General features: G+C 67.6%; 19 protein-coding genes. 14 read left to right on the top strand and 5 right to left on the bottom strand.

The features are described from left to right. The first annotated feature begins 81 nt into the window (after positions 1 to 81). From ACZ5BM_RS00970 to ACZ5BM_RS00935, 8 genes are all read left to right on the top strand, one after another. Entirely contained in the window at positions 82 to 2,325 is a 2,244-nt protein-coding gene (locus ACZ5BM_RS00970) for a TonB-dependent receptor (protein WP_498909460.1), read from the top strand. A gap of 1 nt (position 2,326) precedes the next feature. Next, positions 2,327 to 3,727 (top strand): amidase, encoded by a 1,401-nt coding sequence (locus ACZ5BM_RS00965; protein ID WP_498909458.1) that lies wholly within the window; start codon positions 2,327 to 2,329, stop codon positions 3,725 to 3,727. After that, positions 3,728 to 4,858 (top strand): P1 family peptidase, encoded by a 1,131-nt coding sequence (locus ACZ5BM_RS00960; protein ID WP_498909456.1) that lies wholly within the window; start codon positions 3,728 to 3,730, stop codon positions 4,856 to 4,858. Beyond that, a complete protein-coding gene (locus tag ACZ5BM_RS00955) occupies positions 4,855 to 5,082 on the top strand; it encodes a DUF3311 domain-containing protein (protein WP_498909455.1) in 228 nt (75 codons plus the stop codon). Before ACZ5BM_RS00960 ends, ACZ5BM_RS00955 begins: the two co-directional genes overlap by 4 nt. Further along, on the top strand, positions 5,079 to 6,554 hold the full coding sequence (locus ACZ5BM_RS00950) for a sodium:solute symporter family protein (RefSeq protein WP_498909454.1): 1,476 nt from the start codon (positions 5,079 to 5,081) through the stop codon (positions 6,552 to 6,554). Before ACZ5BM_RS00955 ends, ACZ5BM_RS00950 begins: the two co-directional genes overlap by 4 nt. Before the next feature lie 10 nt (positions 6,555 to 6,564). After that, complete coding sequence (gene hydA, locus ACZ5BM_RS00945) at positions 6,565 to 7,977, top strand: dihydropyrimidinase (protein WP_498909453.1); 1,413 nt, start codon at positions 6,565 to 6,567, stop codon at positions 7,975 to 7,977. 5 nt (positions 7,978 to 7,982) lie between these two features. Then, the gene (aptA, locus tag ACZ5BM_RS00940; RefSeq protein ID WP_498911431.1) at positions 7,983 to 9,293 is read left to right on the top strand and encodes an omega-aminotransferase AptA; all 1,311 of its coding nucleotides are present in this window, start codon (positions 7,983 to 7,985) and stop codon (positions 9,291 to 9,293) included. Between the two features lie 163 nt (positions 9,294 to 9,456). Next, positions 9,457 to 11,334 (top strand): potassium transporter Kup, encoded by a 1,878-nt coding sequence (locus ACZ5BM_RS00935; protein ID WP_498909451.1) that lies wholly within the window; start codon positions 9,457 to 9,459, stop codon positions 11,332 to 11,334. Between the two features lie 12 nt (positions 11,335 to 11,346). Here the strand turns inward: ACZ5BM_RS00935 and ACZ5BM_RS00930 are convergent, their stop codons facing one another. Continuing rightward, positions 11,347 to 11,649, bottom strand: a complete 303-nt coding sequence (locus tag ACZ5BM_RS00930; protein ID WP_498909450.1) for an alkylphosphonate utilization protein — start codon at positions 11,647 to 11,649, stop codon at positions 11,347 to 11,349. 245 nt (positions 11,650 to 11,894) lie between these two features. On the opposite strand from ACZ5BM_RS00930, the gene ACZ5BM_RS00925 reads away from it, so the two are divergent. Beyond that, complete coding sequence (locus ACZ5BM_RS00925; protein ID WP_498909448.1) at positions 11,895 to 12,824, top strand: SDR family NAD(P)-dependent oxidoreductase; 930 nt, start codon at positions 11,895 to 11,897, stop codon at positions 12,822 to 12,824. Next, complete coding sequence (locus ACZ5BM_RS00920) at positions 12,824 to 14,221, top strand: MFS transporter (RefSeq protein WP_498909446.1); 1,398 nt, start codon at positions 12,824 to 12,826, stop codon at positions 14,219 to 14,221. Before ACZ5BM_RS00925 ends, ACZ5BM_RS00920 begins: the two co-directional genes overlap by 1 nt. 69 nt (positions 14,222 to 14,290) lie before the next feature. Here the strand turns inward: ACZ5BM_RS00920 and ACZ5BM_RS00915 are convergent, their stop codons facing one another. Both ACZ5BM_RS00915 and ACZ5BM_RS00910 read right to left on the bottom strand, forming a co-directional pair. Beyond that, positions 14,291 to 14,587 (bottom strand): hypothetical protein, encoded by a 297-nt coding sequence (locus ACZ5BM_RS00915; protein WP_498909444.1) that lies wholly within the window; start codon positions 14,585 to 14,587, stop codon positions 14,291 to 14,293. A gap of 256 nt (positions 14,588 to 14,843) precedes the next feature. Beyond that, the gene (locus ACZ5BM_RS00910; protein WP_498909443.1) at positions 14,844 to 15,242 is read right to left on the bottom strand and encodes a DUF6525 family protein; all 399 of its coding nucleotides are present in this window, start codon (positions 15,240 to 15,242) and stop codon (positions 14,844 to 14,846) included. Between the two features lie 336 nt (positions 15,243 to 15,578). Between ACZ5BM_RS00910 and ACZ5BM_RS00905 the strand changes: the two genes are divergently transcribed. Next, entirely contained in the window at positions 15,579 to 16,454 is an 876-nt protein-coding gene (locus ACZ5BM_RS00905) for a retropepsin-like aspartic protease (protein WP_498909442.1), read from the top strand. A 140-nt stretch (positions 16,455 to 16,594) separates the two neighbouring features. Here ACZ5BM_RS00905 and ACZ5BM_RS00900 read toward each other — a convergent pair whose 3' ends face one another. Beyond that, positions 16,595 to 18,040, bottom strand: a complete 1,446-nt coding sequence (locus ACZ5BM_RS00900) for a pyridoxal phosphate-dependent decarboxylase family protein (RefSeq protein WP_498909440.1) — start codon at positions 18,038 to 18,040, stop codon at positions 16,595 to 16,597. A 127-nt stretch (positions 18,041 to 18,167) separates the two neighbouring features. Here ACZ5BM_RS00900 and ACZ5BM_RS00895 point away from each other — a divergent pair, with 127 nt between their 5' ends. Both ACZ5BM_RS00895 and ACZ5BM_RS00890 read left to right on the top strand, forming a co-directional pair. Further along, positions 18,168 to 19,037 (top strand): alpha/beta fold hydrolase, encoded by an 870-nt coding sequence (locus ACZ5BM_RS00895; protein ID WP_498909439.1) that lies wholly within the window; start codon positions 18,168 to 18,170, stop codon positions 19,035 to 19,037. 44 nt (positions 19,038 to 19,081) lie between these two features. Further along, on the top strand, positions 19,082 to 19,987 hold the full coding sequence (locus tag ACZ5BM_RS00890) for an acid phosphatase (protein ID WP_498911429.1): 906 nt from the start codon (positions 19,082 to 19,084) through the stop codon (positions 19,985 to 19,987). Between the two features lie 202 nt (positions 19,988 to 20,189). Here ACZ5BM_RS00890 and ACZ5BM_RS00885 read toward each other — a convergent pair whose 3' ends face one another. Further along, the gene (locus ACZ5BM_RS00885) at positions 20,190 to 21,218 is read right to left on the bottom strand and encodes a lipid A deacylase LpxR family protein (RefSeq protein WP_498909438.1); all 1,029 of its coding nucleotides are present in this window, start codon (positions 21,216 to 21,218) and stop codon (positions 20,190 to 20,192) included. 101 nt (positions 21,219 to 21,319) lie between these two features. On the opposite strand from ACZ5BM_RS00885, the gene puuE reads away from it, so the two are divergent. Then, entirely contained in the window at positions 21,320 to 22,258 is a 939-nt protein-coding gene (puuE, locus tag ACZ5BM_RS00880; protein WP_498909437.1) for a polysaccharide deacetylase family protein, read from the top strand. Positions 22,259 to 22,374 lie beyond the last annotated feature (116 nt).

Genomic DNA, 22,374 nt, shown 5'->3' with positions numbered 1-22,374 from the left:
TTTCCACCCAACCGCGCAGAAGCGAGAATGCCGAACATGGCGGCTCACAAAGGATATTTCGGCAGACCATCCGATCTCGCGATGCTGCTCGCGAGCACCGCCGCGCTCGCCATCGTGTTCGATGGTGCCGCGCGGGCGCAGACCGTGTCCCAACCGGCCGCGACGAACGCCGTTCCGCAGGATGGCGGTCTGGAACAGGTCACGGTGACGTCCGAGCGACGCTCGCAGAACGCGCAGAATGTCGGCAGTTCGATCAGCGTGATCACCGGCAAGACTTTGGCGACGCGCAACGTCAACAACGCGTTCGACCTGCAATACCTGACGCCGTCCTTGCAGGTGACGCCGCAATTCGGCAGCGGCCAGCCTTCCTATGCGATCCGCGGCATGGGCTTCAACGATTATGCCAGCAACAACGCGCCGACCGTCGGCATCTATGTGGACGAGGTGGCCTATCCGGTTCCGTTCGGCACGAACGGCACCATGTTCGACATCTCCCGTGTCGAGGTGTTGCGCGGACCGCAGGGAACGCTCTACGGCCGCAACACGACCGCCGGCGCGATCAACTACATTCTGAACAAGCCGACGCATACGCTGATGGGCGGCCTGTCGGCCCAGTATGGACGGTTCGATTCCTCCAAGGTGGACGGCTACGTTTCAGGTCCGCTTTCGGACAGGGTGCAGTTCCGCATCGCAGGCGAGACGCAGCATGGCGGAGCGTGGCAGCACGATCGCGACAGCGCGGCGGTTCTGGGCGACGTGAACCGGAGCGGGTTACGGGCGATGCTGGACTACGAAGCCACGAACACGCTGAAATTCGAGCTGGATCTCCACGGCAGCCACGACCGGTCCGACGCGGTCGGTCTGCATCTGTATGCGCCCCTCACCTCCCTGCGCACCTATCTCGGGCCGGGACAACCGATCTTCCCGATCGACACCGACCGCGCGGCGACCGGATGGGGCACCTCGCCGCAATTCGCCAAGCTGATCGGCGTTCCGGCGAACCAGAAGCCGTTCAGCCATATCGACACGGCGGGGGCCAATCTGCGCGCGGACCAGACCCTGAGCTTCGCCACGCTGACCGATCTCGTCAGCTACGATTACATGCAGCGGCGGGAATACGACAATTTCGACGGATCGAGCCTGGCGATCGCGGACGTGTTCTTCAATTCGCGCGCCAACGTGTTCGCCAACGAGCTGCGTTTGACGTCGCGCAACGAAGGACGGCTGAAATGGGTCGGAGGCATCTACTACGCCAACCAGTATCTGGCCGATATCTACGATTCCGGTTTCCAGAGCGTCTATAAGTTCGACCGTACCGTGCAGTATTCCCAGACGGTGAACACGATCAGCGGGTTCGGTCAGGCGACCTACGCGCTCAGCAAGGCCTTGAGCCTGACCGGCGGGCTGAGGGTCGAGCACGAGGCGCGCGATCTGAACAATTTCCGCGCTGCCTACGTGGACAGCGCCGTGCAGACCGGCGTGACGTCGCTCGCGCATCGCAGCACGGATTTCACCCAGCCGACCGGAAAGATCGAGCTGCAATACACCCCGTTCGCGCATGACATGATGTATGCGTCCGTCAGTCGCGGCGTGAAGTCGGGCGGTTTCACCACATACAATTCGGTGTCCGCGCAGGTGTCCACCGCGCCGTTCTCTCCCGAGAAGGTCTGGGCCTACGAGATCGGCAACAAGGCGGAGTTTCCGAAACAGCATCTGCGTTTGAACGTGTCGGCGTTCTACTACGATTATCACGACGAGCAGATCCAGTCGGCGGTGGTGAACCCGCTCACCGGCCTGGTCGGTGCGATCATCAACGCGCCGCGTTCGCATCTGTATGGCGGCGAGATGGAAGCCGACTGGACGCCGATCCGGCATTTGACGCTGACGCAATCGGCCGGATGGGCGACGGGACAGTTCGACCAGTTCGAATCCGTCGTGTCGGCGACGCGCGTGAACGGGTTGTTCGTCGGCACCTACGCCAACCGCAAAGGCGACAGCCTGCCGTCGCCGAAGATCACGCTGAATGGGTCTGCATCCTATACCTTCGATCTCGGCCATTACGATCTCCTGACCGGGATCGATTACAGCCTGCGTTCGACCTACCGTTCGCTGTTCGGCAAACTCTACGACGTGGCCGGCTATACGCTGGTGAACGCCAACGTCACCTTCCAGCCGAAGGGCGGCCGCTGGAGCGTGGAGGCGTTCGGTCAGAACGTCCTGAACAAGGGATACGACGTGACCAGGAATTATTTCGTGTCCGGCGACAACATCGCGCAGGCCGGCTTGCCGGCGACCTGGGGCGTACGTGCAGCGGTGAATTTCTGAGATGGCGTCGCTGATGGATCTCGATGCCGGGGCGCTCGTCGAGGGCTATCGTGCGCGCCGCTTCGACCCGGTCGACGTGGTGGAGGCGCTCGACGCGCGCATCGCAGACTGGGAGCCGCATCTCCATGCGCTCTACGCCCATGATCCCGTCTCGGCGCGCAGGGAGGCGGAAGCCTCCGCCGCGCGCTGGGCGAACGATGCGCCGTTGAGCGCGCTGGACGGCGTGCCCGTGAGCCTGAAGGAGTTGATCGCCACGCGCGGCGTGCCGACGCCGGTCGGAACCGCCGCGACCGTTCTGGTGCCTGAGGACCACGACGCGCCGCCGGCCGCACGCCTGCGCGAAGCGGGTGCGATCCTGTTCGCCAAGACGACGGTGCCGGATTACGGCATGTTGTCCTCGGGGCTGTCCTCGTTCCATCCCCTCACGCGCAATCCCTGGAACCTCGCCACCAATCCGGGCGGATCGAGCGCCGGGGCCGCCGCGGCGGCCGCCGCCGGTTACGGGCCGCTGCATGTGGGCACCGATATCGGCGGGTCGGTGCGCCTGCCTGCCGCCTGGTGCGGGCTGGTCGGGTTCAAGCCGACGCTGGGCCGAATACCGATCGATCCCTACTATACCGGGCGCTGCGCCGGACCGATGACGCGCACCGTGGACGATGCCGCGCGCATGATGGCCGTGCTGTCGCTGCCGGATGCGCGCGACGCCACCAGCCTGCCGCCGGAGCGGATCGACTGGATGTCGTCCATCGACGGCGTGCGCGGCCTGCGGGTCGGGGTGATGATGGATCCGGGCTGCGGCATGGCGCTCGATGCAGAGATCGACGACGCCGTGCGGCACGCGGCGGCGCGGTTCGCGCAGGCTGGCGCGGTCGTGGTGCCGGTGTCGCCCGTGCTCGATCGCGCGATCCTGGACGGGATCGACCGGTATTGGCGCGCCCGTGCCTGGGCCGAGATCGGTGCGTTGCCGGAGGAGCGTCGGGCGCTGATCCTGCCCTACATCCTGCGCTGGGCCGAAGCAGGCGCGGAGGTGAGCGGCACGGAAGCGGTGAGCGGGTTCGGCGGGACGTTCGCCTTGCGTCGACGCTGCGCCGCAGCCTTCGCGGAGCTGGACGTGATCCTGTCGCCGACCACACCCAATCTCGATTTTCCGGCCGAGTTCGCATCGCCCCTGGACGATCCGGCGCTGCCGTTCGAGCATATCGCATTCACCCTGCCCTGGAACATGGGCGAACAGCCGGCCATCTCGATCCATTGCGGCTTCTCGTCGGGCGGGACGCCGATCGGCCTGCAGATCGTCACGCCGCGCTTCGCCGACCGGCAGGCGATCGAACTGGCCCGCTGGTTCGAGGCCGGGCGCGGCCCCATCACGACCTGGCCCACGCCGCCCGCGAAAGGTGTTTGAATGGATCGTCGCCAGCTTCTGACCGGGATCGCCGGCAGTGTCGCGTTGTTCGCCGCCGAGGGCGCGCGGGCGGCGACGTCTCCTGACCCGCGCGCGCCCCTCGCCCCCGGCGCGCCGGGGCCACGCAACCTGATCACGGACGTGGAGGGGCTGTCGGTCGGGCAGGCGCAGGAGAGCGGCGTCCGCAGCGGGGTGACGGTGATCCTGCCGGACGATCGCGCGGTCTGCGCGGTGGATGTGCGCGGCGGCGGCCCCGGCACGCGCGAAACCGATGCCCTCGCCGGCTGGAACCTGGTGCGCTCCGTCGATGCGGTGGTCCTCTCCGGCGGGTCGGTCTACGGCCTCGCCGCGGCGGACGGCGTCGCGACCTGGCTCGGCGCGAAGGGACGCGGCTTCGAAGCGGTGCCGAACCCCGGCGTGCCGCGCTCGCCGATCGTGCCGGCGGCCATCCTGTTCGATCTCGCCAATGGCGGCGACAAGAAATGGGGCATGAACCCGCCTTATCGCGCGTTGGGCATCGCGGCGGTGGAGGCGGCGAAACGCGATTTCGCCCTCGGCACGGCGGGGGCCGGCTACGGCGCCGGGGCCGGTGCGCTGAAAGGCGGTCTCGGCTCGGCCTCCTTGCGGACCGCGGATGGGATCACGGTGGGCGCGATCGTCGCCGTGAACAGTCTGGGCTCGGTGCTGGTGCCGGGCGGACGGCATTTCTGGGCTGGACCGTTCGAGATGAACAAGGAGTTCGGCGGGCTGGGTCCGAGCACGGCGACCGTTTCCGGCGAGGATTGGGGCGCGGCGAAACGCAACCCGGCCGCGCGCAGCAACACCACCATCGCCTGCATCGCCACGGACGTGATCCTGGATCCGGACGAGTGCAAGCGCGTGGCGATGATGGCGCAGGACGGGCTGGCGCGGGCGATCCGGCCGATCCATTCGCCGTTCGATGGCGACGTGGTGTTCGCGCTGTCCACCGGAAAACGCACCATCGACGGGCCGAGCCGGCCTTTCACGGTGGCACGGATCGGATCGATCGCCGCCGACGTGTTGACCCGGGCGGTGGCGCGGGGCGTCTACGAGGCGACCCTGCCGCCGGGGATGAGCGGACAGACCTGGCGGAAAGGCGCGACCGGATGACGGCGGGCTGGCGCTTTCTGGTCGGGCTCGGGATTCCGTTCGGAGCGGTGGTGCCGACGATCCCGCTGCTGTCGCGGTCGGGCTTGGTGGTGGCCGGCCTGCCGGTCGCGGTGGCATGGCTGTTTCTGTGCATCCCGCTGACCGCCGCCTGCCTCGGCTGCTGCTGGTGGCTGCACGACCGCCACGTGTTCGACGACGAGGATGACGGGGCGGCGGAGCCGTGATCGCCGCGTTCGCGCTGATCCTGCTTCTGGCGCTCGGTCTGGCCTGTTCCGCGGCGCGTGGAACGGCGCATCAAAAGCCCGAGGATTTCTTTGTCGCCTCGGGCCGGTTTGGCGCGGTGCTGTTCTTCTTCCTGTCTGTCGGCGAGACCTACAGCATCGGCACGATCCTCGGCGTTCCCGCCGGCGTGTATGCGCATGGCACCGGCTTTCTGGCCTGGTTCCTGGGCTACATCCTGCTGGCGTTTCCGGTCGGGTATTTCCTGAGTCCCTGCATCTGGCGGGCCGGCCGGCGGACCGGGGCGGTGACGCTGCCGGACATGTTCCGCCAGCATTTCGACAGCCGGACGCTGGAGCTGGTGGTCGCCCTGTCCTCGATCGCGTTTCTGCTGCCGCTCGGGGTGATGCAGTTCGTGGGGCTGGAAACCGTGCTGGCGGCGCTGGGGCTGGGCTCCGTTCCGCCCCTGCTGAGCCTGGGCGTCGCGGGGGCGCTGGTTCTGGTGATGGTGGCGATCGCCGGGATCAGGGGGCCGGCGCGTGTGGCGGTGCTGAAGGATGCGCTGATGCTGCTGGCCGTGCTGGCGGCGGGGTTAGCCGCTCTGGCGGTGCTGTCGCGTGCGCCGGATGCGGCCGCGCCGATACCTCTGGCGCCGCCGCCCGTACCGCGCGCGCGCTGGTCGACCGATCTGTTCGCGATGAGCACCATCGTTCTGCAGAGCGTCGGCTTCTGTCTGGTGCCGCAGACGGTGGCCAGCGTGTTCACCGCGCGCTCGCCGCGCACCGTGCGCCGTGCGCAAAGCCTGATGCCGCTCTACATGGCGATGTTTCCGCTGCTGGTGGTGACGGCCTATGCGGCGCGGCGTCTCGGCGGCGGACCCGGTGCGGGCGATCCCAACGCGGTGTTCGTGCGCATTGCCTGCAATCTGCTGCCGGGTTGGGCGGCCGGGATCGTTCTCGCGGCGGCCTGCCTGTCTGCGCTGGTGGTGCTGAGCGGCATTTGTCTGGCGCTGGGGCCGCTGGTGTCGCGCAATCTGGTGCCGGGCCTGGACGGCGAACGGCAGAAGGGGGCCGCGCGACTGGTGATGGCGGCTTACGTGGTGCTGTCGGTGGCCGGCGCGACCGGTTTCCACGGGCTGATGACGGCGATCAACACCGTGTTCTATTTCGGGATCACGCAGATCCTGCCGGGCCTGGTGTCGATGCTGTTCCTGCGCCGGGTGAGGCCGGGAGCGATCGCGCTGTCGCTGCTGCTCGGCGATGCGGTGTCGATCGAGCTGCATGCGGGCGGCGTGCAACTGGGTGGCATCAACCCGGGCCTGCTGGGGCTGGCGGCGAATGCCGCGCTGCTGCTGGCGTTGACGCTGCGGTTTCCGGGCGTGTCGCGTGAGCCGACGGAAAGCCGGCGATTGCGCTCGGTCCCCAAACGGGTCTCTCCTGGGGCGCAGAAGGAGATCCGGCGCGATGTCATTGCCTGAACGATCCGAGATGCTGCTCATTCGTGGCGGCACCATCCAGACCGCCGACAGCGCGTTCCGCGCCGACATCCTGGTGCGCGACGGCATCATCGCGGCGATCGGCGACGGGCTGGACGCGGAGGGTGCGCGCGGTCTCGATGCGAGCGGGCTGCTGGTGATTCCCGGCGGGATCGATCCGCATACGCATATGGAAATGCCGTTCATGGGGGAGGTGTCGTCGGACGATTTCCGCACCGGTACGGAAGCGGCGGTTGCGGGCGGCACCACCACCATCATCGATTTCGCCATACCGGAACCGGGCGGATCGCTGATCGAGGCGTGGAAACTGTGGAGCGCGCGTGCGGAAAAGGCCGTGTGCGACTACGCGTTCCATGTCTGCGTGACGCATTGGTCGCCGTCGGTCGCGGCCGAGATGGAAACGCTGGTACGCGACCACGGCGTCAATAGCTTCAAGCATTTCATGGCCTACAAGGGCGCGCTGATGGTAGATGACGGCGTTCTGCTGTCCAGCGTCGGCCATGCCCTGTCGCTCGGCGCGCTGTGCAACGTGCATGCGGAGAACGGCGATGCCGTGGCGCATCTGCAGAAGAAGCTGCTCGAGCGCGGCATCACCGGGCCGAAGGGACATCCCTTGTCGCGACCGCCTTCGGTGGAGGGCGAAGCCGCGCAGCGCATCATCGCCATCGCCGACGTGCTCGGCGCGCCGATCTACATCGTGCATGTCTCGACCGCGGACGCGACGGAGGCGATCGGGCGTGCGCGTGCGAACGGGCAGCGCGTGTTCGGCGAGGTTCTGGCGCAGCATCTGGTGATCGACGACAGCGTCTACGATACCGAGGATTTCGCGTCCGCCGCCGCGCATGTGATGAGCCCTCCGTTTCGGCCGAGATCGCATCAGGCGAAGCTCTGGGCCGGACTCGCCAACGGCACGTTGCAGACCACGGCGACCGACCATTGCTGTTTCTGCGCACCGCAGAAGGCCAACGGTCGCGACGATTTCACCAAGATTCCGAACGGCACGCCGGGGATCGAGGACAGGATGAGCGTTCTCTGGCATCACGGCGTCAGGACGGGAAAACTGACCCCGGCGGAGTTCGTGGCCGTCACATCGACGAACACGGCGAAGATCTTCAACATGCATCCGCGCAAAGGCAGCGTGTCCGTCGGCGCCGATGCCGATCTGGTTCTGTGGGACCCGAACGGGACGCGCACCATCTCGGCGGCGACGCATCACCAGCGCGTCGATTACAACGTGTTCGAGGGCATGGCGGTGACGGGTCTGGCCCGCACCACCATCGCCGGCGGCCGCGTGGTCTGGCACGAGAACCGGCTGCATACCGTTCCGGGCCATGGACGCTACGTGTCGCGTCCGCCCTTCGCGCCGATCTGTTTCCCCCACGCCGACACAGGAGCAGCGGGTTGAATCACATGCCACGCAACGATCTCGACGCGGCCTGGATGCCGTTCACCGCGAACCGGAGTTTCAAGGCGGCGCCACGCCTGTTGGCACGCGCCGACGGCATGCTGTACTGGACCCCGGACGGCCGCGAAGTGCTCGACGCCACTGCCGGGCTCTGGTGCGTCAACGCGGGGCATAACCGCCGGCAGATCACCGAAGCGATCACGCGCACGGCGTCTTCGCTGGATTTCGCGCCCACCTTCCAGATGGGCCACCCGCTGATGTTCGAAGCCGCATCGCGCATCGCCGGCGTCACGCCTGCGGGGCTCGACCGCATCTTCTTCACCAATTCCGGCAGCGAAAGCGCCGATACCGCGCTGAAGATCGCCCTCGCCTATCATCGCGCCAATGGTCAGCCGCAGCGCACCATGCTGATCGGTCGAGAGCGCGGCTATCATGGCATCAATTTCGGCGGCTTGAGCGTGGGCGGGATCGGCGCCAATCGCAAACAATTCGCGCCCCTGCTCGGCAATGTCGATCATCTGCCGCATACGCATCTGCCGCAGAACCGCTTCGCGCAATTCCAGCCCGAGCACGGCGCGGAGAAGGCGGATGCGCTGATCGATCTGGTGCAGTTGCACGGCGCGGACAGCATCGCCGCGGTGATCGTCGAGCCGGTGGCCGGCTCGACCGGCGTTCTGGTGCCGCCGGTGGGCTATCTCGAGAAGCTTCGCGCCCTGTGCGACCAGTACGGCATTCTTCTGATCTTCGACGAGGTGATCACGGGTTTCGGCCGCATGGGTGCGCCGTTCGCGGCCGAACGCTTCGGGGTCACGCCCGATATCCTGACCATGGCGAAAGGCTTGACCAATGCCGCCGTGCCGATGGGCGCCGTTGCGGCCAGCGACAAAATCTATCGCACCGTGGTCGAGAATGCGGCGCCGGGGATCGAGCTGTTCCACGGCTACACCTATTCCGGTCATCCCCTCGCCTGCGCCGCGGCGATCGCCACGCTCGACATCCATCGCGACGAGGAGTTGCCGACACGTGCGCGCGCGATCGAGCCGGAATGGCGCGAGGCCGTGCACAGCTTGCGCGACCGCCCCGGCGTGGTGGACATCCGCGATGCGGGGTTGATCGCCGGGATCGAGCTGGAGCCGTTCGCGGGCCGCCCCGCGGAGCGCGCCGGGCGGATCATGCAGGACTGTTTCGAGAAGGGTCTGCTGATCCGCACCACCGCCGACACGATCGCCCTGTCGCCGCCGCTGATCCTGGAGCGGAGCCATATCGACCGGATCGTCACCACGCTCGGCGAGGCGATCTCGGCGGCCGTGGACTGATCGCTCCATCCGGGCGCCTGCGGCGACGCGAGCGCCCGGCAAGGCGGAACCGATCGCGTCCCCATTCGATTGTTGCGTACCATGTCTGTACGGGACGACCCGGCGGCGACAGGGTCAACCCCGTCCGGCACGCGCCGGACGCGATCGAGGCAGGACGATTCGGATGGCGCAGGACAATCGGCGCGGCGTGATGGTGTCGGCGCTGTCCGCCCTGGGCATCGTCTACGGCGATCTGGGCACGAGCCCGCTCTATACCTTCCAGACCGTGGTCGGCGATGCCGGCGGCACCATCACGCCGGAGATCGCGCTGGGCAGCCTGTCGCTGATCGTCTGGGCGCTGATCATCGTCATCACCCTCAAGTATTGCGCGGTGGTGATGCGTGCCGACAACCAGGGCGAAGGCGGCATCCTGGCGCTGATGTCGCTGTTGAAGCCGCCTTCCCGTCCTGGGCTGATGCACGGCAGCGGGCTGCTGATCGCGGCGGCTCTGTTCGGCGCAGCGCTGATCTACGGCGACGGCATCATCACGCCTGCGATTTCCGTTCTGGGCGCGCTGGAAGGGCTGGATGTCGCGACCAGCGCGTTCAAGCCCTACGTGTTGCCGATCGCGGTGGCGATCCTGGTCGGTTTGTTCGCGGCGCAGCCTCTGGGCACGGCGAAGCTCGGCAAGGCGTTCGGCCCGATCATGCTGGTCTGGTTCGGGGTGATCGCCGCCATGGGCGCGGTCGCGATCGCGCGCAGCCCGGGCGTGTTGGCGGCGCTCGACCCGCTGCTGGGGGTGCGGTTCCTGCTGCACCATGGCTGGGGCAGCTTCACCGTCCTGGGCGGCGTGTTCCTGGCCCTGACCGGCGGCGAGGCGCTCTATGCCGATATGGGGCATCTGGGGCGTCGGCCGGTACGCCTGTCCTGGGGGGCGGTCGTGCTGCCGGCGCTGCTGCTGAACTATGCCGGACAGGCGGCGCAGATCGTGCGCGATCCGTCCCTGGCGAAGAACTCGTTCTTCTCGGAAGTGCCGCATTGGGGCGTGTATCCGCTGGTGATCCTGGCGACGATCGCCACCATCATCGCCAGCCAGGCGATCATCACCGGCGCGTTCTCCCTGACGCGTCAGGCGATGCAGCTCGGCTGGATGCCTGGGCTGATCATCCACCAGACCTCCGACGAGGAGTACGGCCAGATCTACGTGCCTCTGGTGAACTGGACCATGATGATCGCGACCATCGCGATCACGATCGGGTTCGGTTCGTCGGCGCGTCTGGCTGGCGCGTTCGGCACCGCCGTGTCCACGACCATGCTGCTGACGACGATCCTGCTGGCCGATGTGATGCGGAACCGCTGGAAATGGAACTGGCCTGCGATCCTGGGGGTGGTGGGCATCCTCCTGGTGATCGACGTCGCATTCTTCGCCGCCAATCTGCTGAAGATTCTGGATGGCGGTTTCGTGCCGCTCCTGTTCGGACTGGCCCTGTTCGTGATCATGATCACCTGGCATGCGGGCGTGGCGCGCGTGCGGGCCTCGTTGAAAGCGGCGGCGCCGGATGCGGACGCGGTGCTGGCGGCCGTGCGCGAGGGGCGGATTCCGCGCACCGAAGGCCATGCCGTCTTCCTGACACGCGGCCCGACGGCGGTGCCGCTGCTGATCGCCCGCCATCTGACCCTGTTCGGCGCTCTGCCCGAACGCGTGGTGAGCCTGTTCGTGCGGTTCGAGACCACGGCGCGCGTTCCGGCCAGCGAGCGGGTGACGGTGCAGGAGGTGGGTGACGGGTTCTGGTACGTAGAGGTCAGGTTCGGCTTCGTGGAGGTTCCGAATCTGGTTCTGGCGCTGGAGGAGGCGCGCCGGCAGGATTGCCGCATCGACCCGGATCGCGCCACCTTCTTCGCGGCGCATGACGACATCGTGCCGAGCCCGCACCGGCCACGCATGTTCGGGCCGCAGCGTTTGTTGTTCGCGCTGCAGTATCGCAATGCCGTGCGGATGCCGGACCGGTTCGCGCTGCCGCGCGACCGGTTCCTGGAGTTGGGCCGTCAGATTGAACTCTGACGGCCGGCCGGCTCAGCGCTTGCGGACGAACTCCGTCCGCAGCACCAGGCCCTTGATGGTGTCGTGGCGGCAGTCGATCTCTTCCGGGTTGTCGGTGAGACGGATCGACCGGATCACGGTACCCTGTTTCAGGGTCTGGTTGGCGCCTTTGACCTTCAGATCCTTGATCAGGCTGACGGAATCGCCATCGGCCAGGGCGTTGCCTGCGGCGTCGCGCACGTCGACCGCGGCCGGGGCAGCGGCGGCCGCCACTTCGCTGGCGGGGCGCCATTCGCCGGTCGCCTCGTCGTACACATAGTCGTCGTCCGCCGCCATGATCGTCTCCAGAGCCCGAAACCGGGCGTTGTTCCAAGCGCAACGGGCCCGCGCGATCATCCGCGCGGGCACCGATCCGAGAGCGCCATTGGACCACATCCGCCAGGGCGGCGTCGAATGGCGCCACGACAGCGATCCGGCGCCGGGGATACGGCTGGCGCCGCCCCCTGCCCTGCGCCCGCTGCTCGTATGCACCGACCGGCGCTCTGGCTAGGATGAGCGGACGTGTCACAACAGGGGCCGATATGACGCATTGGACCGTCGACGACATGCCGGACCTGTCGGGGTGCATCGCCATCGTCACCGGGGCCACCAGCGGGATCGGCGCGGAAGCGGCGACGGCGCTGGCTGGACATGGCGCCGCCGTGATCCTGGCGGTGCGGGACACCGGCAAGGGCACGCGCACACGGGCCGCGATCCTGGCACGGCATCCTCCCGCGCAGGTGGAGATCGAGCCGTTGGACATGGCCGATCTGGCGAGCGTTCGCGCTTTCGCCGCGCGGATCGTGGAGTCCGATCGCGCGGTCGACCTTCTGTTGAACAATGCCGGGCTCGGGCTGCTGTCGCGCCGGGAGGAAACGCGGGACGGGTTCGAGACCCAGTTCGGCACCAACCATCTCGGCCATTTCGCCCTGACCGGGCTGCTGCTGCCTGCGCTGCTGAGGGCAAAGGCGCCGCGCGTGGTGACGATCAGCAGCGTCGCGCACCGGCGCGGGCGGATCGACTTCGACGATCTCCAGGGCGAACGGCATTACGGGCGGACGAGCAATTACGCGCAGTCCAAGCTGGCCAATCTGATGTTCGCGCTGACGCTGGACCGGCGCGCACGCGAGGCGGGGTCGGCGCTGATCAGCGTGGCGGCGCATCCGGGGATCTCGCTCACCAATTTCTTCGACGGCACAGGCCGGATCGGTCTGCGCGTCAGCCCGACGAACCCCGTGTCGCGCTGGTTGGGCTTCGACCCGGCGCGCGGCGCCCTGCCCGGCCTGTACGCCGCGACGATGCCGGATGTTCGTGGCGGCGATTATGTCGGGCCGAACGGTCTGGGGGAGATCCGCGGCTGGCCGGCGCCGGCACGGATCTCGAAGCATGCGCGCGATCGTGCCGTGCAGGACCGTCTGTGGCAGGTCTCCGAAGCGCTGACCGGGGTGGACTTCGCGTCGCTTCGCCGCTGATGAACACGTCCATGCGCATCGCCGATCCGGAAAGCGCGCCGCATGACGGGCTGCACGGTGCGGCTCGCAATCTCGCCATGCTGGCGGTGGCGCTGTCGGTTCTACTGTCGGTGCTGGACTACGCCATCGCCAACGTGGCGCTGCCGACCATCGCCCACGACATTCATGCCAGCGCCTCAGAGTCCATCTGGGTGATCAACGCCTATCAGATGGCATCCGTGGTGTCCCTGCTGCCGCTGGCGACCCTGGGCGACCGGATCGGACCGGCGCGCATGTGCCGGATCGGCATGATCCTGTTCGTGGTGGCGTCCCTGCTCTGCGCCGGTTCGACCACGCTGATGCAGCTCTCGCTGTCCCGGGCGCTGCAAGGATTCGGCGGCGCCTGCATCATGAGCGTGAACGCCAATCTGGTGCGGCATATCTACCCGCGCGCGATCATCGGGCGCGGCATCGCGCTGAACGGTCTGGTGATCGCGGCAGGCGTGGCGCTGGGGCCGACCATCGCCTCCGCCGTGCTGTCGATGGCGCACTGGCCCTGGCTGTTCCTGATCAACCTTCCTTTGGGCGGAGTGGCGCTGCTGGTGTCGCTGCTGGCGCTGCCGCGCATTCCGGCGAAACCGACCTCGTTCGACGCCTGGTCGGCGGTTTTGACCGCAGGGTCGTTCGGGTCGCTGATCGTCGGATTCGACCGGCTGTCGCATGCCGACGGTCTCGGCACATCCGTGTTGCTGATCGCGATCGGCTGTTTTTGCTTGTATGCGCTGGTGCGTCGGCAGCGCGGCCAGTCCGATCCGATGCTGCCGCTGGACCTGTTCGCGCTGCGCGGCTTCCGTGCCGCCGTGCTGACCGGGTTTCTGGGCTTCGTGGCCTCGAACTTCTTCATCATCTCGATGCCGTTCACCCTGATGGGAACGTTGCATCGCAGCGCCGTCGCCACCGGGCTGCTGATCACGCCATGGCCGCTGGCGATCGTCGCCGTATCGCCGTTCGTGGGACGGCTCGCGGATCGTCATCCGGCGGCGGTTCTGTCCGGGATCGGGCTGTGCCTGACCGCGACGGGGTTTCTGCTGCTGTTTCTGCTTCCCGTCGCGCCCGGGGACGCCAACATCGCCTGGCGGATCGCCCTGGCGGGGGCCGGCTTCGGGATCTTCCAGCCACCCAACAACCGCGCCATGCTTCTGGGCGCACCGGCCTCGCGCGCCGGCAGCGCCAGCGGCATGATCTCGGTGGCGCGGCTCCTGGGACAAACCGTCGGCGCGATGCTGGTGGCATCCGTGTTCGCGCTGATGGGGGTGCGGGCGAACCGGCTTTGCCTGCTGTTCGCATCGGCGACCGCGCTCACGGCGGCGATGGTCAGCTTCAACCGCCTGCGCCATCGCGAGCCCACGGGCGTCTGAACAGGCGGGCCTAATGCTGACGAAGCACCAGTTGCCGCGTGCTCAGGCAGGAGCCGACAGGAGATCGCCTCAAAGGCTGCCGGACGGCCGGTAGGCGGGGTCGGTCACGCCGGTTTCGCTTCTGGCGCGCCGATCCGGCAGACGTTCCTCCGCCACGGCGGGGGTCATGTCCGTCTGGACCGGGCTCTTGAACAGATCGGACACGGCCAGTGCCACGGCGCGCTGCATCGGCACCGCGATTCCGGTCGGCACCGCGAGATGCGCGACCGTGCTGGCGGGACGCGACAGGGCGACGGGCGTACGGTCCTGGTGCACAGGCGCCGTTCCCAGCGAAACCAATGTCAGCAACAGCGTGGTGGCGACCATCGCGAAAACCCCAAACCCGCACCGGCTTCTAGCCGATACCGTAACCGAACCAGAATGAACTTCAGGTGAGTGTCCTCGCCCGCGATCCAGGCCGGCCGTCGAGGCCGGACGGGCCGCACCCGAATCGGTGGCGGTTCCGGAGGCAGCCGTATCGCACCAAAACACGGACAAGAGCGACTGGTCCAGCGGAAACGGCGCCTTGCGTCATTCCCGTCCGGCCTCCCGGCCGCGAGGATCCGGGCAGGTATCGTTTGCGTCAGCATGCCGTGCCCGCCGCGCTCGGACGATTCTCGATGGTTGGGGCCGTAGCGGCGGGAGAACGCAGCACCGGCACGCCGGCCGCGTCGTGTGGAAAGCACGTGCCCCAGCGAGCCGTCCATGCGGCGGAAAAGGCGCGCCGTTCGAGCCGCTCGCAATGGTCGATGTAGCGCAGCATGGCCCGCTCGGCCCGCGCCTCCGTGCCGTAGGTGCGGCGGAAGCGGCGCCACAGGGCCAAGGTGTTGACCGCCCAGGCGTCATAGGCATGTTCCGTGATTCGCTGCCGGATTCCGGGTGGCAGGGAGTCGAACGCATCCCAGTCGTCGCCGGCATGACGTTGCCACATCTGCCGGCGGATGGTCGCATCGTTGCCGTTCGGGAGAATGAGCGTCAGCATGACGCCATTATGGAACGTTATAGTGTACTGTCCAGACGGTGTGCTCGATACCGTCGTCCCTTCACCCGCTCATGTTGCGCTCCCCGGCCAGTCGAGCAGGCGTTCGGAGCGTCGCACGGCGACTTTTCCCGAACTTCCAGTCTGAACCGCGCTCGCGCCGCCCGCGCGGCGAGATGAATTCCACGACGATCTGTTGTAACGCTTCACGTCTCTCGGCGAGGTAGACCCGAACGAATGACCACGGCGTCGGCTTTCTTTCGGTTCATTCTGGCTGTAGCAACGTCTTTCGGGCTTTCTGCCTGTACCGATCCAGAGAGACCTGTCGCGGCCGTTCGGATGCCGACCGCCTGCGTTCCGGCCAGAACGACCATCTCCCTGCTCGGGCGATCGGGTGACAGTCCGATTCTGCCGATCACAGTGGCGGGCGACGACGCGGCGATCTTCTTCTCGCCGGGATTCGGCCCGACCGTGTTGCGCGATAACGGTTATGTGCAATTCCCGCGCTACCGACGCACCGGGCTCGCGGCGCAGGACGGGGAGATCGTCGACGTCGATCGATCGTTCCTCAGAGGGGTGAGGATCGGCGATCTTCCGATCGCCGACCGACGGGCCTTTCGCCAGCTCGATCCGACCGATGCGAAGGTCGATGGACGTCCGCTCGTGGGCATCGTCGGGCGAGGCGCCTTGCCCGCCAATGCCGTCATCTCCCTCGATCTGCCCGGGCGGCGTTTGAGCGTCGCCACGCCTTGTCCGGACGCGCGACCCGACCCGAATGCGCCGGGCGTCCCGATGGGAAGCGAGGTGCTGGCCGTACCGGTCGAGATCGAGGGCATACCGGTGAGCGCCGTGCTGGATCCCGATCTGCCGATCAGCGTCATGCCTCTTTCCGTGGCGCGCCAGATCGGGATCAGCGACGCGATGCTCGCGAACAATCCCTCCGTCGTCACGGTCTTCGGCGATGCCGCGCTGGGGCGGCGTCACATCGTGAAGCGCTTCGACATCGGCGACATCGAAGTACGGAACATGCCGTTCGACGTCGAACGGAAGGCGAAAGTCACGATGATCGGCCTGAACTTCTTCGCCTTCGGTGTGTCGGTTTTCGACTTCCAGAATGGCCGCTTTTCGTTCCGCCCCACGGTCGACAAGGCAACGACGCCCACCGCGCTGCATTTCGACCGGACGCGTGTGGCGCATGTGTCGGTCGGGGAATGAACCTGACCCAGGCTGAACGGACGACGCGTGCGTCGACGGCCTCTCCAGCATTCAGAGCTCAACGGACAGAAGTCTTTTGCTTCTTTTTCTTCAGAAAAAGAAGATTCTTCCCGCTTTCACCCTCCTCGAATGTACCCTCCTCAAGATGCCGCGCGACGTCGCAAGAGGCCGAGCAGCCCATCGAGCATGATGTCCGCATCTTCCGGCACCGTGCGATGATTGACGATGGCAGCGCGTATGGCGCGCTTGCCGTCGATGGTGGTGGTGGACGGCACGGCGATGCCGCTTTCGTGCAGATCCTTCACCAATTCGCTGTTCAGCCGGTCGAGATCGATGCCGGGGGCGCCGGCCTCGGAAACGCGGAAGCAGACGATGTTGAGCGTGACGGGAGCCAGCAATTCCAGCGCCTTCTCCTGTTCCACGCGCCGGGCCAGATGGGCGGCCACGTCGCAGCAGGACTCGACCATCTCGCCCATGCGGTCGGCGCCGAACATGCCCAGCGTCATCCACACCTTCAGCGCCCGGAAACCGCGCGACAGGTCCGGGCCGAGATCGCATGGCCAGGGCGCGTTTCCGGCGGCGCCGCGATCCTCGCGGGACAGATAGGCCAGGGTTTGCGCGAAGCTCGACGCTTGCAGCGCCGGATCGCGCACCAGCACGCAGCCGGCGTCGTACGGCACCTGCGCCCATTTATGGAAATCGAAGGCCAGGCTGTCGGCGCGCTCGATCCCGCGCAGACGCGGTGCGATACGCGGCGACAGAGCGGCCAGCGCGCCGAACGCGCCATCGACATGAAACCAGAGCTTCTCGGCGGTGCAGAACGCGGCCACGGCATCGAGATCGTCGATCGCGCCGGTATCGACGGCTCCCGCCGTCGCCGCCACCAGGAAGGGGGTCAGGCCCGCGTCGCGGTCGCGTCGCACCGCGTCCGCCAGGGCGGCGACGTCCATGCGATGCGCGCGATCGACGGGAACGATTCGCAGCGCCTCCGTGCCGAGTCCGGCCATATCGAAAGCGCGCGGCAGGCAGCCATGCGCGCTGGTGCCGGCGTAGCCGACGAGACCGCGACCGGCGACGCCGGCGGACCGTACCGACGGGCCGGCGGCGGCGGTGCGCGCGCAGAGAACGGCGATCATGTTGGCCATGGACGAGCCCGTGACCAGCAGGCCCGAACTGTCGGACGGCATGCCGACCATCTCGGCGGCCCAGCGGATCACGGTGCGTTCCAGCTCCACCGGCGCGTGGTCGCGGCCGCCGAGATTGGCGTTCAGCCCTGCCGCCAGCATCTCCGCCAGCACGCCGATACCGGTGCCACCGCCATGCACCCAGCCCATGAAGCGCGGATGGGTATTGCCGAGCGCAAACGGCACGATCCGTTCGAGATAGCGACGATACAACTCCTCGGGCTCGGTGGCGCCGCGCGGCAGCGGTTCGCGCAAGGCGTCTCGATCGGCCGCCTGCATTGGTTGCCAGACCGGACGGTCGGTGCCGCCTTCCAGCGTGGCGAGTCGGTCGATCGTGTCGTCCAGCATGCGATGGCCCAGTGCGCGCAGCGCCGTCCAGTCCGCCGGGTCCAGGCCTGACATCTGCTTCTCCGGGGTTTGAGCGCGCCGAACCGGCTGGGTCGGAGCCGCTTTGCCATTCGCTCCCCATTGCGGCAAGCATTCGGCTCGGGCATTCGGGCCCGGAACGCTGGAGCAACCGAACCACCCCATGCAGGTCGGCACTTTCTTTCCCGGCTTCTCCTACGAAGAGATCACCCTCTCCGGCACGCGCTATCGGCTGCGCACGGGCGGTCTGGCCGGCTGGCAGGCCGAGCCTTTGCTGCTGCTGCACGGTCAGCCGCAGACCCATGCGATGTGGCATCAGGTGGCGCCGGCTTTGTCCGACCGCTTCGCCGTGGTGTGCGCCGATCTGCCGGCGCATCTGACCATCGCCGAACTCTCGCACGACATGCTGGCGCTGATGAGCCGGCTGGGCCATCGCCGCTTCTCGGTCGCCGGACATGATTTCGGCGCGCATGTGGCGGCGCGCATCGCCCGGGACGCGCCGGACCGGGTGGACCGTCTGGCGATCGTGGAAGCCGTGCCCCTGCTCGACCATGCCGGGCGGCGCGACCTGTCGTTCGAACTCGGCACCTATCCGGGCTGCTGGTTCGGCCAGCACCATCCCAAGCCGGAATCGCTGACCGTGACCGCGCCGAACGAATGGTTCCGACTGGTGGCGCCGGACGAGAACCCGGAGATCTTCCACCCGGAAGCAGTGGTGGACTATCTGCTCGAAGGTCCGTGGAACGAGGCGTTGCGCGGCTTCGGCGCTGCCGCCGACGGGCCCGCTCCCACGCTGGACCTGTCGCAGCGCCTCGATCCCGCTTCGGTCTCCTGCCCGACATTGCTGGTCTGGGGCACGCGCGGCCGTATCGGCGGGTGGTACGATCCGCGTGTTCTGTGGCGCCGGGATATTTCCGGCCCCATCGAGGGCGACAGCATCGAAAGCGGCCATTTCGTCCCGGAGGAGGCGGCCTGGGAGCTGGCGGAACGGTTTCGCACCTTCTTCACTCCCGAACCGACGGACCCGGCCTAGTCTCGGTTTCCACCATCCATACGAAAGCGATCGCCGTGCAGAAGATGGCCCTTGCCGCCGTGTTGAGCAGTCTCGTGCTGTGCCCCTCCCTGGCCAGCGCGCAACAAAGCGGCGCGCCCGTCGTGCCGGCCGATCCGAGCATCGCGGCGGCCGGCACCACCGCGCCCCTGCCCTCGCCCGTCACCGGGCACAAACATGCCGAGCGCCTGCCGCCGGGCACCTACCTGAACGGCGCTTCTCTTCCCGACACCGTGTCCATCCTGCCGCCGCCGCCCTTGTCCGGCTCGCCGGAACAGGCGGTGGACACCGACACGTTCGAACGGACCCGTGCGCTGGAAGGCACGCCGCGCTGGGCGCTGGCCACGCGCGATGCCGACCTGTCCGGCAAGCATATCCTGGCCGATTTCTCCTGCGCCCTGGGTATGGACGTCGATGCCACGAAGGCTCCGGCGCTGACGCGCCTGCTGGCCCATGCCGGGGCCGACATGGCGCCCGAGATCGACCGGACCAAGCAGCATTGGGCGCGCAAGCGGCCCTTCATCGGCAACGACAAGCCGATCTGCGTGGCGCGTTCCGCCGGCCTGTCGGAAAGCCCGTCCTATCCGTCGGGCCACACCACCCTGCTCTACGGCACCGCACTGATCCTGACCGAGCTGGCGCCGGACCGTGCGGCGGCGATCCTGCAACGCGGCCGCACGCTGGCGGAAAGCCGGATCATCTGCGGCGTGCATTGGCTGAGCGACGTGCAGGCCGGGTTCATCGAGGCGAGTTCGCTGGTGGCGGCGCTGAACGGCAGCGCTGCGTTCCGGGCCGATCTCGACAAGGCGCGCACCGAACTGGCCGCGCTTCGCGCAGCGGGCGGCACGGCGCCGGATGCGGGCGAATGCAAGGTGGAGGCGGAAGCGGCGTCGCACTCGCCGTTGTTCCAGCTCCAGCCGGCATCGAACTGAGGATCGACGGCGCGGCGGCGTCCAACCGAAGCCGCCTTACGGACGATCACGGTCATGCGGGGATGGAACGACAAGACCGGCAAGACGGGCCGGATCATTCGCCGTTCATGCGTAGTGTTTCCGGCATCCGCGCCGCCCCGGACGGGAAACGCAGATGCCGCGCCGCTTCGGGCCGGACGGCGACGCGCCCGGCCTGGCCGGATCAGAACTTCGCCGACAGCGCCAGCGAGCCGAAATTGAACAGCCCGGCCTTGGCGTGCTTGAACTCCTGCGTCTGCCACGTCTGGGTGTAGGACACGCGGATGCCGTGGTACATGAACGCGGCGCCCGCCTCCATCTCGCCCACGTCCCAGACCTTGGAGACATGCGGCGTGCCGGAGCGGAAGGTGGACCCTTCCAGGGTCGCGTCGTAGCCGACCGCCTGCCCGTCCGCGCCGGCGAAGGCATACCAGGCGAAGCGACGAGTCTGCTTGTAGGCGTCGGTGCCGTCCAGGCCAGGCGAGATCCGCGGCGTGCCGAAATCGCTGTCCAGGCCCTGGCCGATGCGGAAGGTCGCGCCGACCTGGCCGTAGGTGCGGTAGTCGCCGGCGGCGCCATTCACTTCCGGCAGAACGTCGGTGGAGATGCCGTATCGGCTGATCAGCGGCAGGCGCCAGATCCGGCCGGCCTGGATCTGCAGGATCGGCTGGTTCGGCAGCTGATGGCGCCATCCCAGGTTCGGCGTGTCGCCGATGATGCTGTGGAAGCCGTTCTGCACCTGGTAGCCGCCGGCATAGGAGCCCATCACGCCGGCCTGGATGCCGGCGACGGAGCGGGACAGGTCGGTGTCGCTGAGCAGGTTGACGGTCGCGAGCAGCACGCCGGCATAGGGACGGTCGTTCGGCAGGATCGCCCGGCTCTGCGTGTCGCGCGGGGTGAAGATGCTCTGCTGCAGGCCGAGCGCGATGCGCTGCGTGCCGTCGCCCCAGATCAGCCGGTTCAGGTTGGAGATCGCCGGCGGCTGGTTGTTGGTGCCGGACGTCCAGCCAAGGCGGAGGCCGCTGGTGTAGTACTGGTCGGACGTGCCCTTCAGCGTGGAGACGGCGTCGTTCTCCACCTGAGCGGTGAAGGTGCCGTACGGGTCTTCAAGGGGAGCGGCATGGGCGCGGGTGGCGGGATAGATCGCCGCGACCGCCAGGGACATGCCCAACGCGTGCGAGACCCTGGTGGCGCGACTGGTCGGGATCGGCATCGTGATGCTCGCTTGCGTCGTTGTTCCGTCGCCCCTTGTATGGGCTTCGCGTTCCCCGGCAAACCCCCGCGTTTCGCGCCGGCGGCAAGGAGGCTCACGGCATGATCCAGCCCTACCCGCGCGACCTCGTCGGCTACGGCTCGAACCCGCCCGATCCGCGCTGGCCGAACGGCGCCCGGATCGCGGTGCAGTTCGTGCTCAACTACGAGGAAGGGGCTGAGAACAACGTGCTGCACGGCGACGCGGCGTCCGAGGCGTTCCTGTCCGAGATCACCAACGCCCAGCCGATCGCCGGCATGCGGCACATCAACATGGAAAGCATCTACGAATACGGCAGCCGGGTCGGCATATGGCGCCTGCTGCGGCTGTTCGCGGACCGGGGCTTGCCGCTGACCGCCTTCGCCGTGGGCATGGCGATCGAACGCTATCCCGAGGTCGCGCTGGCGCTGACCGAAGCCGGGCACGAGATCGCGACTCATGGCTATCGGTGGATCGACTACCAGCGCGTCGATCCGGCGCTGGAACGCGAGGACATGCTGCGTGCGATCGCGGTGCAAACGGAGATCACCGGTGAACGGCCGCTCGGATGGTACTTGGGTCGGTGTTCCCCGCACACGCGCCGTTTGGTCGCGGAAGAAGGCGGATTCGTCTACGACGCGGACAGCTATGCCGACGAATTGCCCTACTGGGACCGGCAGTTCGCCGATCTGCGCGGCGGCCGGCCGCAGCTGATCGTGCCCTACACGCTCGATGCCAACGACATGCGCTTCGCCATCCAGGCCGGGTTCAGCCATGGCGACTCGTTCTTCCAGTATCTGCGCGACAGTTTCGACGTGCTCTATGCCGAGGGCGAGACCGCGCCGAAGATGCTGTCGATCGGACTGCATTGCCGTTTGGCGGGCAGGCCCGGCCGCGTGGCGGCGCTGGCGCGCTTCCTGGATCATATCCAGAAGCATGACCGCGTCTGGGTCTGCCGCCGGATCGAGATCGCCCGGCATTGGAAAGCCGCTTTTCCTGCCGAAATCTCCGCCGTCAGATGACGATGGCATGAAAACTACACGATCGGGTGATAAAGCCCTGTGTTCAGTGCAGCCGCGAACGTGCTATGCAATGCTCTGCCCTGCCAGACCAGGACTCCGGAACCCTTCCGGGAGCC

The sequence above is a fragment of the Lichenicola sp. GTC18331 genome (assembly GCF_055386855.1).
This window is presented reverse-complemented; position numbering and strand designations above follow the sequence as displayed.

Bases quoted from the DNA above. Each gene is read 5' to 3' on its own strand.
- ACZ5BM_RS00935 (WP_498909451.1), top strand. From the start codon at position 9,457: ATGGCGCAGGACAATCGGCGCGGCGTGATGGTGTCGGCGCTGTCCGCC.
- ACZ5BM_RS00910 (WP_498909443.1), bottom strand. From the start codon at position 15,242: ATGCTGACGCTCATTCTCCCGAACGGCAACGATGCGACCATCCGCCGG.
- ACZ5BM_RS00885 (WP_498909438.1), bottom strand. From the start codon at position 21,218: ATGCCGATCCCGACCAGTCGCGCCACCAGGGTCTCGCACGCGTTGGGC.
- ACZ5BM_RS00955 (WP_498909455.1), top strand. From the start codon at position 4,855: ATGACGGCGGGCTGGCGCTTTCTGGTCGGGCTCGGGATTCCGTTCGGA.
- ACZ5BM_RS00900 (WP_498909440.1), bottom strand. From the start codon at position 18,040: ATGTCAGGCCTGGACCCGGCGGACTGGACGGCGCTGCGCGCACTGGGC.
- ACZ5BM_RS00970 (WP_498909460.1), top strand. From the start codon at position 82: ATGCTGCTCGCGAGCACCGCCGCGCTCGCCATCGTGTTCGATGGTGCC.
- ACZ5BM_RS00960 (WP_498909456.1), top strand. From the start codon at position 3,728: ATGGATCGTCGCCAGCTTCTGACCGGGATCGCCGGCAGTGTCGCGTTG.
- aptA (WP_498911431.1), top strand. From the start codon at position 7,983: ATGCCACGCAACGATCTCGACGCGGCCTGGATGCCGTTCACCGCGAAC.
- ACZ5BM_RS00895 (WP_498909439.1), top strand. From the start codon at position 18,168: ATGCAGGTCGGCACTTTCTTTCCCGGCTTCTCCTACGAAGAGATCACC.
- ACZ5BM_RS00905 (WP_498909442.1), top strand. From the start codon at position 15,579: ATGCCGACCGCCTGCGTTCCGGCCAGAACGACCATCTCCCTGCTCGGG.
- puuE (WP_498909437.1), top strand. From the start codon at position 21,320: ATGATCCAGCCCTACCCGCGCGACCTCGTCGGCTACGGCTCGAACCCG.
- ACZ5BM_RS00965 (WP_498909458.1), top strand. From the start codon at position 2,327: ATGGCGTCGCTGATGGATCTCGATGCCGGGGCGCTCGTCGAGGGCTAT.
- ACZ5BM_RS00930 (WP_498909450.1), bottom strand. From the start codon at position 11,649: ATGGCGGCGGACGACGACTATGTGTACGACGAGGCGACCGGCGAATGG.
- ACZ5BM_RS00920 (WP_498909446.1), top strand. From the start codon at position 12,824: ATGAACACGTCCATGCGCATCGCCGATCCGGAAAGCGCGCCGCATGAC.
- hydA (WP_498909453.1), top strand. From the start codon at position 6,565: ATGCTGCTCATTCGTGGCGGCACCATCCAGACCGCCGACAGCGCGTTC.
- ACZ5BM_RS00915 (WP_498909444.1), bottom strand. From the start codon at position 14,587: ATGGTCGCCACCACGCTGTTGCTGACATTGGTTTCGCTGGGAACGGCG.
- ACZ5BM_RS00925 (WP_498909448.1), top strand. From the start codon at position 11,895: ATGACGCATTGGACCGTCGACGACATGCCGGACCTGTCGGGGTGCATC.
- ACZ5BM_RS00890 (WP_498911429.1), top strand. From the start codon at position 19,082: ATGGCCCTTGCCGCCGTGTTGAGCAGTCTCGTGCTGTGCCCCTCCCTG.